The organism is Blastococcus sp. DSM 46786, assembly GCF_900109665.1.
Lineage (GTDB): Bacteria > Actinomycetota > Actinomycetes > Mycobacteriales > Geodermatophilaceae > Blastococcus > Blastococcus carthaginiensis.
In genome coordinates this window covers 66656-79011 of record NZ_FOAO01000003.1, presented here as the reverse complement: position 1 = coordinate 79011, position 12356 = coordinate 66656, and the positions used below count along the sequence as shown (strand labels likewise).

Sequence of the window (12356 nt, the reverse complement as noted above, 5' to 3'; positions counted from 1 at the left end):
CCCGCCGGTCGGCTCCACCACCTGGCGGTGGGATCTCCAGGCCCTCCGGGCGGTGACGACCACCGTCCGTGCCGCCGCCCGTCCAGCGGCTCGGCCGGACGGGAGCGAGGCCTCCGCGGCGGCCGGCCCGGTCGGGGATCATCGGACCCCGGCAGGTCGCACGGCCGCCGACCCCGAGCAGATCGCGAGCCAGCATGCCCGAGACGTCGACCGCCGCCCCCGCCGAACCGGGGACCAACTGGGCCGGCAACGTCGCCTACCGGGCGGCGCGGCTGCACCGCCCGGCGAGCCTCGCCGAGCTGCAGTCGATCGTGGCCGGCAGCGAGCGGGTCAAGGCGCTCGGCTCCCGCCACTGCTTCAACGACATCGCCGACACCCCCGCCGACCTGGTGGCCCTCGACCGGCTGCCCGGCGAGGTGGTGCTCGAGCCGGCCCCGGACGGCGACGGCGGCACCGCCTGGGTCCCCGGCGGCGCCCGCTACAGAGAGGTTGTTCCCCACCTGGCCGAGCACGGCTTCGCGCTGCACAACCTCGCCTCGCTGCCGCACATCACCGTCGCGGGCGCCACGGCCACCGGGACCCACGGGTCGGGCAACCGGAACGGCTCGCTCAGCACCGCCGTGGTCGGCCTGGAGCTGGTCCGCGCCGACGGCGAGCTGGTGCGGCTGGCCCCCGGTGACCCCGACTTCGCCGGCACCGTCGTCCACCTCGGCGCGCTGGGCGTGGTGACCCGGATCGCTCTGCGGTACCAACCGGCCTTCCAGGTGCGCACCGACGTCTACGTGGAGCTGACCTGGGAGCGGCTGTTCGCCGACTTCGACGCCGTCGCCGATGCCGCCTACAGCGTCAGCGTGTTCACCGACTGGCGCGAGGTGACCCAGGTGTGGGTCAAGGCCCGCACGGACGAGCACGCAGTCGTGCCGGAGGAGTTCTTCGGGGCCCGGGCCGCGACGGAGCCCACCCACATGCTGCCGGGCACCCCGGTGGAGAACCTCACCGACCAGCTGGGGCTCCCCGGCGAGTGGCACGAGCGGCTGCCCCACTTCCGCACCGGGTTCACCCCGAGCAGCGGCGAGGAGCTGCAGACCGAGTACTTCGTCCCGCGGCGGCACGGGCGGGAGGCGTGCGAGGCCCTGCGCTCGCTGGCGCACCGCATCACGCCGCTGCTGCAGGTGAGCGAGCTGCGCACCGTGGCGGCCGACGACCTGTGGCTGAGCCCGGCGTGCGGCGAGGAGGTGCTGGCCCTGCACTTCACCTGGCTGCCCGAGGAGGAGCGGGTGCGCGCGCTGCTGCCCGCGATCGAGGCGGCGCTGCGCCCGTACGGCGCCCGCCCGCACTGGGGCAAGCTCTTCACCACCGGCGCCGACGAGCTCGCCGCCCTGTACCCGCGGATGGGCGCGTTCCGCGAGCTCGTCCGGCGCTTCGACCCGCAGGGCGTCTTCCGCAACGACTACCTGGACCGGACCGTCGCCGCCTTCGCCTGACCGGGCGCCGTCAGCCGGTGGCCGCGGCCCGCGCGACGCCGAGGTGCTGCGCGGTGGCCTCGGCCAGGGCACCGGCGTCGACGGCGACCGTCACCACGGTGGCGCCCTCCGCGGCGTAGCCGGCGGCCTCCTCACCGCTGCGCGCGTGCACGCCCACGGGCACCCCGGCGGCCCGCGCCCGGGCGATGATCGAGGACAGCACCGCGCGGAGCTCCTGCCGCTGGTCGTCGCCGGTCAGCTGCAGCGACAGCCCGAGGTCTGCCGGGCCGACGTACAGCCCGTCCACCCCCGGCACGCCGAGGACGGCGTCGAGGTCGGCGAGCATCGACGCCGCCTCCACCATGACGAGCACCAGCGGCTCGTCGGCCCCGCCGGAGAGCCGGCCGATGGACCGGCCGCCGGCGGGTGCGTACCGGCAGGCGGCGACGATCTCTCGGGTGTGCGCGGCGTCGCGGACGTTGGGCACGATGACGCCGCGGGCGCCGAGGTCCAGCGGCCGCCCGAGGTCGGGGAACAGCGAGCTGCGGGTGCGCACCAGCGGCACCGAGCCCGCCGCCGTGATCGCCGCGCAGGTGCCCGGGAGGTCGGCCTCGGCGGTGGCCCCGTGCTGCAGGTCGACGACCACGTAGTCGGCGCCGGTCCGCGCGAGCACCTCACCGGTCACCGCCCCGGGCAGCAGGCTCCACAGCCCGTGGCAGGGCCGGCCCTCCGACCACCGCTGCCGCAGCTCCGCCTCGCCGCCCGCCATCCGGCCCTCCCCTGTCGTCGCCCGATCCGGTCCGATCCTGCGCGCACCGCGCGGAACCCGCGACCGAGGGGCCGGGACACCGCGCGAGGAGCGCTCGTCCAGCCGCACCGGCCGACGTGGAGCCGCGCCACGGTGCGGCTGGACGTCGGCCGGCCCGGCTCAACCCGTCGGGGGCTCGCCCGCCCGGGAACCACCCTGCGGCGCCTCGGCGCCCCGCGGCAGCCGGCCCATCAGGAAGAACTCCGGGTTCGGCGTTATCGCCGCGAAGTGCGCCAGCCGGTTGGAGAGCGCGAAGAACGACGTGATCATGCCGACGTCCCACACGTCGTCCTCGGTCAGGCCGTGCTCGGTGAGGGTGGCCAGGTCCGCGGCGGTGACCGAGGCCGGATCGGCCGCCAGCCGGGTGGCCACCGCGAGCACGGCGTGCATGCGCGGCGACAGCGGCGCCTTCCGCCAGTCCACGGCGACGTGGTCGGCGATGTGCGGGTCCTTGCTGCGGATGCGGGCGACGGCGCCGTGGGCGACGACGCAGTACAGGCAGTCGTTGCCGGCGCTGGTCGCCACCACGATCAGCTCGCGGTCGGCCTTGGAGAGCCCCGGCGTCTCCTTGTCCATGAGCGCGTCGTGCATCGCGAAGAACGCCCGCGCCTCGTCCGGCCGCCAGGCGAGCGCGGCGAAGACGTTGGGCAGGAAGCCCGACTTCTCCGCCACCCCCGCGTAGCGCTCGGCCAGGTCGGGGGGCAGCTCGTCGGCGGGCCGGAGGGGGAAGCGGCTGATCGGCATCTCGGTCACCGGCCCACCCTGGCAGCGACCGGCACGCACGTCACCCCGCGGAGGTGACGGCGGCCAGCACCGCCGGGTACGCCGCCTCCGCGGCCGCCCGCAGCTCCGCGTCGGTGCGGTCCTGGACCGGGTGCGGGGCGAGGACGCACGGCGCGGGGAACCCCAGGGCCGCGCCCTGCAGGCGGGCGGCCTCGGCGAAGGCCTCGCTGGCGAGGAACACCCCGACGACGCCGCGGCGCTCGAGGTCGGCGATGTCGTGCACACTGCACGACGTGCACGAGCCCTAATCGGCGAGCGCCTCGATGACCACCTCGCACTGCTCGGCGATCTCGTGCCGCAGGTCCACCGGGGCGGTGCGGGCGAAGGTCGGCTTGCGGTACCGGCGCACGAGCGCACCGTCGGCGGCGAGCAGCTCCGCGAGACGGTCGAGCACGACGTCGCCGCGCGCCTTGCTGATGTCGAGCAGCCCCACGCTGCGGCCGCGCAGCGTCTCCGGGCGGGGCAGCAGCTCGCGGGCGGACGCCTGCCGCTCGCCGGTCGGGTCCAGGACGGTCCTCATGCGCGCACCTCTCTCGTCACCGGGGCGCTCCCGGTCTCCCCGGACACCCAGCCGCCCACGACCGCGCTGAACAGCCCGGCGTCGCCGCCGGCGTGCGCCACCAGCAGACCACCGGGCCGGAACTTCGGCAGGTCGGCGCCGGCCAGCCCGGCGGGCACCCCCTCGGCCATGCCGCCGGCCCCGCGCACCAGCTCGTCGGCGGGCAGCGTCAGCAGCTCCTCGAGCTCGGCCAGCAGGCGGGCGCGGTCCCAGCCCGCCTCGCGGAACACCCGGCCGTGCTCGGGCGAGACCACGAGCATCGCGTCGAACGCCATCGGCAGCTTCGGGTGGGCGTTCACGCGCAGGCAGGCCGCGAAGGTGCGCGCCAGCGACGCCGGGTCGCGGCTGAGCTGGTCGACCACCGGCTGCACGCCCGACCCGGCGAACACCGTCACCGCATCGCCGGCCACCCCGCGGTCGGCGGCCAGCGGGGCGAACGGGCTGTCGTGCTCGCGCTCGGCGAAGCAGAAGGTGAACTTGCCGGGGTTGCCCAGGGTGGCCCGGTCCACCTCGCCGGGGCGGCCGCCGCCGACGTTGCGCACCACGAGCTGCAGGGCCCGGCCGATCGTGGCGTTGGCGCGGTTGCCCTGGCCGAGGGCGTTGACCCCGCTGTTCATGCCGATCCGGCCGGCGACGGGCCCGTTGACCACCACCACCGGCCCGGCGAAGTACGTCGTCGCCAGCAGCCCGTGCAGCGCGAACTCCTCGGCGGCCGCCGCCTCGAGCGCGGCGAGCACCACCGGCAGGTGCTCGGGCAGGCACCCGGCCAGCACCGCGTTGACGGCCACCTTCTCCACCGTGCACTCGACGAGGTCCGGCGGCACCACGGCGACGACCTCGGCGGGGTCCCGGGTGGTGCCGCGCAGCATCCGCAGCACCCGCTCGGGCGTCGGCGGGACGACGGGCAGCCCGTCGGTCCAGCCCCGGTCGAACAGCGCCTCGTGCTCGTCCTCGAGCTCGGCGAGCTCGATCCGCCGGCTGGCCAGCCCGCTGCCGCCGTAGCGCGCCTCGAGCGCGTCGACCCGGAACGGGTCCACCGAGAGCGAGCCGCAGCCCGGCCGGTGCTCGGGCAGCCCCTCGCCCAGGTCGGGGACGCCGGTCAGCTCCGCCCACTGCTCCCGGCTCCAGCCGACCACCCGGGCGGTCTCGGCACCGTCGGCCACGCGCAGCAGCGTCGGCACGGTCTCGATGCCCAGCCGGTAGGAGAGCTCCAGCTCGGTGTCGTCGCCGTCGAACCACCCGGCGTCGTCCTGGCACCAGACGGCGGCGCCGAGCCGCCGCAGCACCGGCTCCACGAGGACGCAGGTGGGGCAGTCGCGCTTGACCACGGCCACGAGACCGTCCGGGAGCCGCACGACGCGACCGTACCCAGGTGCCGCTCCGCTGGCGAGGGAGGCGCCGCGGTCAGCCGCCCCGGGGCCCGAAGCGCTTCAGGCGCACGGCCTCCGGCAGCGCGGCGAGCCCCGCGAGCAGGTCCGCCGGCAGCGGCGCGCTGACGTCGGTGACCGCGTAGCCGTGCTCCCCGCGCGTGGCGAGCACCTGGGCGTCGACGTTGAGGCCGTGCTCGCCGACCAGCGCGTCGACCCGCGCGAGCACACCGGGCACGTTGCGGTGCAGCAGCGCGAAACGGTCGGCCGAGGAGCCGTGCAGGACCACCGTGGGCAGGTTGACGCTCAGCGTCGTCGTCCCCGTGGCGGTGTAGTCGACCAGCTTGCCGGCCACGAACCGCCCGATGTCGTGCTGCGCCTCCTGGGTCGACCCGCCGATGTGCGGGGTGAGGATGACGTTGGGCAGGCCGCGGAGGACGGAGGTGAACTCGTCCCCCTGCTCGCGCGGCTCGTGCGGGAAGACGTCGACCGCCGCCCCGGCGATGTGGCCGCTCAGGATGCTGTCGCGCAGCGCCTCGTGGTCGAGGACGAAGCCGCGGGACAGGTTGAGGAACAGGCTGCGCGGGCGCATCCGGGCGAACTGCTCGGCCCCGAACAGGCCGGCGTTGCCCGCCCGCCCGTCCACGTGCAGCGTGACGGTCTCCGCCCGCTCGAGGAGCTCGTCGAGGCTGTTGCACCGCTCCGCGTTGCCCAGCGCCAGCTTGTCCTCGAGGTCGTAGAAGATCACCCGCATGCCCAGCGCCTCGGCCAGCACCGACAACTGGCTGCCGATGTTGCCGTAGCCGATGATGCCGAGGGTCCGCCCGCGGATCTCGTGGCTGCCGGCGGCCGACTTGTCCCACGTGCCGGCGTGCAGCGACCGGTCGCGGTCGACCAGCCGCCGGGCGAGGATGATGATCTCGGCGATCGCCATCTCCACCACGCTGCGGGTGTTCGAGTACGGCGCGTTGAACACCGCCACGCCCGCCGCCGCGGCCGCCGTCAGGTCGATCTGGTTCGTGCCGATGCAGAAGGCGCCCACCGCCTCCAGGGCGGGGCGGCTGCGCAGCACCTCGGCGGTCACCTGCGTCTTCGACCGGATGCCCAGCAGGTCGACGCCGTCGAGCGCGGCGATCAGGTCCGCCTCGTCGAGCGCCCCGCGCAGGGACTCGACCTCGTAGCCGGCGGAACCGAGGATCTCGGTCGCGACCGGGTCGATGTTCTCCAGCAGCAGCGCTCTGGGCACGTCCAGGACCTCCTCGACCGTGGGACCGCCGGCCGGTGCGCCGGCGCGTCGCCGGGCGTGCGCGACGCCGACCAGTATCCCGGCGGCGCCGGGACGTCCTGCGACCGGTCCTGCTGCGCCCGGCGCGCGGCGCTGGTCTACTTCCCGGGCGGCCGCACCCGGCGGCCGCGGGGGGAGGCGGTGCGACGTGTGGGCCCAGCGGCTGAGCGGACCGTTCGCCTTCGAGCGGGTGGAGGTCGCCGCCCCGCGCGCGGAGGACCTGGCGGCCGGCCAGGTGCTGCTCGCGACGAGGGCCGGGGGGATCTGCGGCAGCGACCTGCCCTTCTTCAAGGGCGCGCCCTTCCTCCACGCCCCGAACCCGGCGGACCGGACGGTGACGCCGTTCCCCGGCTTCCCGCTGCACGAGGTGGTCGGCGAGGTGGTCGCCAGCCGGCACCCGGCCCACTCCCCCGGCGACCTGGTGGTCGGCTGGGCGGCCGCGTTCGACGGGATCGCCGAACTGCTGGTCACCGACGGCGACGGGCTGGCCGGCTACGACACCGCGCTGCCTCCCACCACCGCCGTCATGCTCCAGCCGCTGGCCTGCGTCCTCTACGCCGCGGAGCAGCTCGGCGACGTGCGCGGGAAGGCGGTCGCCGTCGTCGGGCAGGGCCCCATCGGGCTGCTGTTCAGCCACGTGCTCAAGCAGCGCGGCGCCCGCCACGTCGTCGGCATCGACCGGGTGGACCGCAGCGCCGCGGCCGGCGCCTTCGGGGTGGACGAGACCGTCACCGCCAGCGCGAGCCGCTGGGCCGCGACCCTCCCGGACGCCGACCGCCCGTCCGTCGTCGTCGAGGCGGTGGGGCACCAGGTGACCACGCTGCAGGACTGCCTGGCCGCCGCTGCCCCCGGGGGCGAGATCCTCTACTTCGGCATCCCCGACGACCCGGTCTACCCGCTGGACATGATCACGTTCCTGCGGAAGAACCTGACGTTGCGCGCCGGGGTCACGCTCGAGCGGGCCCGGGTGCTGCGGGACGCGGGCGCGTACCTCGCGGCCCACCCCGGGTTGCGCGACGTCTACGTCAGCGACGTCCACCCCGTCGACGACGTCCAGACCGCCTTCGCCGCCGCGATCCAGCCGCGGGCCGGCCAGTACAAGATCGTGCTCGACACGGCCTGACCGGAGGGCGGCCGGTCAGGCCGTCGGTGGCACCCGGGACCCGGGAGAACTTCCCGGCCGGCGGGGAAGGTGCCCGATGACGGCGGGAACCGCCGGGCGCGACCGTTGCCACGTCCACGCACCGCCGGGGCCCAGGTCGCGCCGACCGGCCCGCGGGCGGGCGCTCTCCCGCAGCCGACGAGGTCGACCATGCCCCTCTCCACGTCCCGACACGCTCTCCTCGCCGCCGCCGGCGGCTTCGCCGCGCTCGCCGTCGCAGGCAACGCCCTGCAAGGCACCACCCCCGCGCCGCACGCGGAGCCCGGGGAGGTCCTGCGTTTCTACGCCGCGGCACCGGACCGCATCGCCGTCGCGATGATGCTGTCGCTGCTGGCGCTGGTCCCGCTCGCCGTCTTCCTGGCGGCGCTCGTCCGCGCGCTGGAGGACGCGCGGACCGCTGACCCGTGGCCCGCCCGGATGGCGGGCCTCGGCGGTGCCGTGGCCACCGGCCTGCTCGCCGGCGGGTTCGCGCTCGTCTCGGCCGGAGCCCTGCGGGCGGGCAGCCCCGCCGGCCTGGCACCGGAGTCCGCCGTCGTCTTCTACGACGGCGGGCTGGCGCTCTCCGGCCTGGCCGCGCCGGTGGGGATGACCGTGCTGCTGGCCGGCACGGCGGTGTCCGTCCTCCGCACCACGGCGTTCCCCCGGTGGTTCGGCTGGGCGAGCGCGGCCCTCGCCGCGGTCGGCCTCGTGACGCCGCTGTCCTTCCTGCTCGCGCTCGTCCTCCCCCTCTGGGTCCTGGTGGCGGCCGTCGTCCTCTCCCGGCGGTCCGTCCCTGAGGAGGCGACCCGGTTCGTCCGGTAGCGGCGCCGACCCGCCGCGACCGGGAACCCCCCGCACGGAGCACGGGAGCCGCACCATGACCGCCATGGGACGGGCGGGCGCCGCCGGGCTGTGGCTCGCGACGTCGGCGGCCGTGGCATCGGCGGCCGGCGCGGCCGCCGTCGCGCACGGCAGCGGCCTGCCCCAGGCCGGCGCCCGGGTGGCGGACGCCGTCGTCGTCACGCTGTTCGTCGTCTCCGGGGCGGTGGTGCTGGTCCACCGCCCCGGCCACCCGATCGGCCTCCTCCTGTGGGCGGGAGGCGGGCTGTGGGGCCTGTCCTCCCTGCTCCTGGAGGTGGCCGCCGCCCGGCTGGTCGCGGGCGCCGACCGGCCGGGGTGGGCGGTGGTCGCGGTGGTGGCGCTGGCCGTGCGGGGCGCCGGGTGGATCCTCGTCGTCGTCCTGCTCCCGCTGCTCTTCCCCGACGGGCGGCTGCCGTCGGCACGCTGGCGCCCCGCGGTCGCCCTGGCCCTCGGCTCGCTGGTGCTCTTCACGGGCGCGGTGCTCACCGCCCCTGAACCCCTCGACTACCGCCTCGCCGGCATCCGCAACCCGCTCGGGTTCCCCCGCGACTGGCGGCCGGCCGTGGACCTCCTGCCGCTGACCGGCCTCGCGCTGGTGGTGGTCAGCGCACTGGTCGGGCTCTGCGCGGTCACCGTGCGCCGGCGCAGGGGCGACCCGCTCGTGCGGCAGCAGGTCGGCGCCCTGCTGGTGGCCGCCACCGTGTCCCTGGTGATCGGCCTCTGGATCGTGGTCGACCAGAGCCGGAGCGCGATCGCCTTCCCGCTCGCGGTCGCGGCCATTCCTGTCGCGGTCGGCGTGGCGGTCCTGCAGCACGGCCTCTACGACCTGCGCCTCGCGGTCAACCGCACGCTCGTCTACGGCGTGCTCACCGCGGGGGTCGTCGCCGTGTACGTCGTGGTGGTCGGCGGCGTGGGCGCGGTGCTCCGCTCCGGTGGTCCCGGGTGGGCGCCGGTCGTCGCCGCCGCCGTCGTCGCGGTGGCCTTCCAGCCGGTCCGGGAGCGCGTGCAGCGGACGGTGAACCGGCTGACCCTCGGCGTGTGGGACGAGCCGGCGGAGGTCGTCCGCCGTCTCGGCGACCGGCTCGCCGATGCGGCGGCGCCGGAGCACACGCTCCCGGCGGTGGTCGACGCGCTCGCCGATTCCCTCCGGCTGCCGCACGTCGCCGTGCTGGGGGCCGACGGTGCCGTCCTGGCGTCCCGCGGCCGCCGCGGGGAGCCGGAGCAGCAGGTGCCGCTGGTGCACGAACGGGTCGAGGTCGGCGTCCTGCGGCTCGCCGGCGTCCACCGCGGCGCCTCCACGGTCCCGGTGCTGACGGCGCTGGCGCACCAGCTGGCTCCGGTCGTGCGCGCGCTGGAGCTCTCCCGCCAGCTCCAGGCGTCCCGCGAGCGGCTCGTCCTCTCGCGCGAGGAGGAGCGGCGCCGCCTGCGCCGGGACCTCCACGACGGGCTCGGTCCGGCGCTCGCCGGGCTGACGCTGCGGGTCGACACCGCGCGGAACACCGTGGGCGGCGACCCGGCCGTCGACCGGGTGCTGCTCGAGCTGCGCGACGACGTCCAGGAGGCGGTCGCCGACGTGCGGCGGGTGGTGGAGGACCTGCGTCCGGCCGCGCTCGACGACCTCGGGTTGCCCGGCGCGCTGCACGCGCTCGCCCGGCGGATGAGCACCGGCCCCCTCCCGGTGGTCGTCGAGGCCTGCCCCACGGTTCCGCCGCTCCCCGCCGCGACCGAGGTGGCCGCCTACCGGATCGCCCAGGAGGCGGTGACCAACGCCATCCGGCACGCGGGGCCGTGCGCGACGTGCGTGCGCGTGGTGCTCCGCGCGGAGGCCGGGCCGAGCCTGACGGTCTCGGTCGAGGACGACGGGCACGGCCGGGACGCGGCGCTCGCCTCGCCCCGCCCCGGCAACGGTCTCCTGACCATGCGCGAGTGGGCGGAGGAACTGGGCGGAGAGCTCGTCGTCACGGACCGCGCCGGTGGCGGCACGGTGGTCAGAGCCGCTCTGCCGACGGGCGCCTCGGCCGGAGGACCCCGGTGAGCGGCCGGATCGGGATCGTCCTGGTCGACGACCACCCGATGTTCCGCCGGGGGCTGCGCGGACTGCTCGATTCGGTCGCGGACACCGAGGTCCTCGGCGAGGCGGGCACCGGTGAGGACGCCGTCCGGCTGGCGACCGTCCACCGGCCGGACGTCGTCCTCATGGACCTGAACCTGCCCGGGATGTCCGGTGCCGAGGCGACCCAGCGGGTGCTGCGCGCCAGCCCGGCGACCGCCGTGCTGGTGGTCACGATGGTCGAGGACGACGACGCGATCATCACCGCCCTCGACGCGGGAGCACGCGGCTACGTGCTCAAGGGTGCCGGCCAGGAGGAGCTCCTGGCGGCGGTGCGGGCGGTGCACCACGGCTCCGCCGTCTTCGGACGCTCCCTGGCCCCGAGGCTCCTCGCCCGGCTCGGCCAGGTGCGCGAGGCCGCGCCGACCTCGGCACCCGGGCTGAGCGACCGCGAGAACGAGGTCCTCCGGTTGATGGCCGAGGGCCTCGACAACGCCGGCATCGCCCGCCGGCTCGGGGTGTCGGTCAAGACGGTGCAGAACCACGTGTCCCACCTGCTCACCAAGCTCGACGCCCGCAACCGGGTCGATGCGGTCCTCCGGTTCCGGGGCGGCGCCTGAGCGGGCGGCCGTCAGCCGTCCGCGCGCGGCTCGCCAGGCTCCCGGTGCGACCGGCCGGCCAGCCACCGCTGCCACTCCGCGCGGTCGCCCGCCCCCGCCGCCGCCGAGAGCGCGACCACCGCGACGACCGCGAGGACGGCCGCGAGCAGGACGACGGTCGCCACGACCTCCCACTCGAACAGCGGGGGGACGGTCATGTTGCCGGGAACCGGCGCGGGGCTGGGCGCTGCCATGGGCCACGGTGTGCCCCGCCCCGGGGGACGGGGAACGCCTGCCGCGGGAGCCTCACCCGTGCGGGCGACATGACGCAGCGCGACGGCGTCCGGGGCGCCCGACCGCACCGGGTGGGCACCCCACCCGGCCGGGTGACCGGGCCCGTCTCGGCGCGCGGACCTTCGGTCCGCCGCCCTAGCGTCGGCGCGATGGGAGCCGGACACGCACGGGAGGAGGCAGCCGGATGAGCACCGCGACGCAGCTCGAGGGCGCTGCCGAGGTCACCGACGGCGCCCCGCGCCCGCACCCGAACGTCTCCGGCGACCTGCCCACGCTGTTCCGGGCCGCGCCGATGTTCCGCCGGGTGCTGGCCGGCTACGACCGTTTCCAGGTCGACACCTACGTCCAGTGGGCGGAGGACGAGCTGGCGACGGCGGAGCGCGAGCGGGAGCACCTGCTGGACCGCTGCCTGCAGACGCGGACCGCCCTGGACGAGGCCCGGCAACTGCTCGACCACTCCGCCGGCGGCGGTGAGCTGCTGCGGCTCTCGGAGCGCATCGGCTCGATGCTCGCCGCCGCGGCCGACCAGGCCCAGGGCATGACGGCCGAGGCCGAGGAGCTGCGCGCCGCCGCACGGGCGGAGGCCGAGGAGCTGCGGGCCCTCGCCGCCGACGAACTGGCCCGTGCCCGGGCCGGCGCCCGCGAGACCGCCGCCGCCGCCACGGCGCGGGCCGAGACGTTGCTCGTCGTGGTCGGGCGCACCCTCGACGCCGCCGACCGGATCCGCACCGACGCCGTCGCCGAGGCGGAACGCCGCGCGGCCGGAGCGCGGACGGTGGAGCGGCGTGCGGCGGAGCGGGCCGCCGAGCTCGTGGAGCAGGCCGCGGCCGAGGTGGCCCGGGGCCGGCTGCAGGGACGCGCGGAGGTCCTCGACATGCTCGCGACCGGCCGGGAGGAGCGGCGCCGGGCGGACGCCGAGGCGGCGGCGCACCGCGACCGGCTGGACCGGCAGGCCACCGAGCGCCGGGCGGCGCTGCTCGCGGACGTGGCGGCCCTGGAGCGCCGCCGGGAGGAGCTCGCGGCGGAGGTCGAGCGCGTGGCCCGCACGGTCCCGGCCGGGCCCGCCGACCCGCCGGCCGCGACCACCGGCCGGCTCCTCGACCGGCTCCGCCGCGCCCGCCCCCCGCGCGCGGGCACCGCCTAGCC

The 12356-nt window shown here is 76.7% G+C and carries 11 protein-coding genes and 1 pseudogene; 6 read left to right on the top strand and 6 right to left on the bottom strand.

Annotated features, from left to right (window positions below; genetic code table 11):
• Positions 1-194: 194 nt before the first annotated feature.
• Entirely contained in the window at positions 195-1484 is a 1290-nt protein-coding gene (locus tag BMW62_RS04015) for a D-arabinono-1,4-lactone oxidase (protein ID WP_091929556.1), read from the top strand.
• 10 nt (positions 1485-1494) lie between these two features.
• Here BMW62_RS04015 and BMW62_RS04010 read toward each other — a convergent pair whose 3' ends face one another.
• The 5 genes and pseudogenes from BMW62_RS04010 to serA all read right to left on the bottom strand — a co-directional run bounded on the left by BMW62_RS04010 (position 1495) and on the right by serA (position 6226).
• Positions 1495-2232, bottom strand: coding sequence for an HpcH/HpaI aldolase family protein (locus BMW62_RS04010; protein ID WP_091929555.1), 738 nt, complete (start codon positions 2230-2232; stop codon positions 1495-1497).
• A gap of 159 nt (positions 2233-2391) precedes the next feature.
• Positions 2392-3015: a peroxidase-related enzyme gene (locus BMW62_RS04005; RefSeq protein WP_244523838.1), complete on the bottom strand. Its 624-nt coding sequence runs from the start codon at positions 3013-3015 to the stop codon at positions 2392-2394.
• Positions 3016-3055: 40 nt separating this feature from the next.
• Positions 3056-3574 (bottom strand): annotated as a pseudogene (locus BMW62_RS23405) (UGSC family (seleno)protein).
• Complete coding sequence (locus tag BMW62_RS03990) at positions 3571-4968, bottom strand: thioredoxin family protein (protein WP_091929551.1); 1398 nt, start codon at positions 4966-4968, stop codon at positions 3571-3573. The pseudogene BMW62_RS23405 and the gene BMW62_RS03990 overlap by 4 nt, the downstream one beginning before the upstream one ends.
• Positions 4969-5017: 49 nt before the next feature.
• Positions 5018-6226 carry a phosphoglycerate dehydrogenase gene (gene serA, locus BMW62_RS03985; RefSeq protein WP_091929550.1) on the bottom strand — a complete coding sequence of 403 codons (1209 nt, stop codon included), beginning with the start codon at positions 6224-6226 and terminating at the stop codon, positions 5018-5020.
• A 187-nt stretch (positions 6227-6413) separates the two neighbouring features.
• Between serA and BMW62_RS03980 the strand changes: the two genes are divergently transcribed.
• The 4 genes from BMW62_RS03980 to BMW62_RS03965 all read left to right on the top strand — a co-directional run bounded on the left by BMW62_RS03980 (position 6414) and on the right by BMW62_RS03965 (position 10937).
• Positions 6414-7388 carry a zinc-binding dehydrogenase gene (locus BMW62_RS03980; RefSeq protein ID WP_091929549.1) on the top strand — a complete coding sequence of 325 codons (975 nt, stop codon included), beginning with the start codon at positions 6414-6416 and terminating at the stop codon, positions 7386-7388.
• A 189-nt stretch (positions 7389-7577) separates the two neighbouring features.
• Positions 7578-8228 carry a hypothetical protein gene (locus BMW62_RS03975; RefSeq protein WP_091929548.1) on the top strand — a complete coding sequence of 217 codons (651 nt, stop codon included), beginning with the start codon at positions 7578-7580 and terminating at the stop codon, positions 8226-8228.
• A gap of 55 nt (positions 8229-8283) precedes the next feature.
• A complete protein-coding gene (locus BMW62_RS03970) occupies positions 8284-10302 on the top strand; it encodes a sensor histidine kinase (protein WP_091929547.1) in 2019 nt (672 codons plus the stop codon).
• Positions 10299-10937 (top strand): response regulator, encoded by a 639-nt coding sequence (locus BMW62_RS03965; protein ID WP_244523822.1) that lies wholly within the window; start codon positions 10299-10301, stop codon positions 10935-10937. The genes BMW62_RS03970 and BMW62_RS03965 overlap by 4 nt, the downstream gene beginning before the upstream one ends.
• An 11-nt stretch (positions 10938-10948) precedes the next feature.
• Here the strand turns inward: BMW62_RS03965 and BMW62_RS03960 are convergent, their stop codons facing one another.
• Entirely contained in the window at positions 10949-11170 is a 222-nt protein-coding gene (locus BMW62_RS03960; protein ID WP_139206186.1) for a hypothetical protein, read from the bottom strand.
• Positions 11171-11394: 224 nt separating this feature from the next.
• Here BMW62_RS03960 and BMW62_RS23400 point away from each other — a divergent pair, with 224 nt between their 5' ends.
• Positions 11395-12354, top strand: coding sequence for a hypothetical protein (locus tag BMW62_RS23400; RefSeq protein ID WP_091929545.1), 960 nt, complete (start codon positions 11395-11397; stop codon positions 12352-12354).
• Positions 12355-12356: the final 2 nt, after the last annotated feature.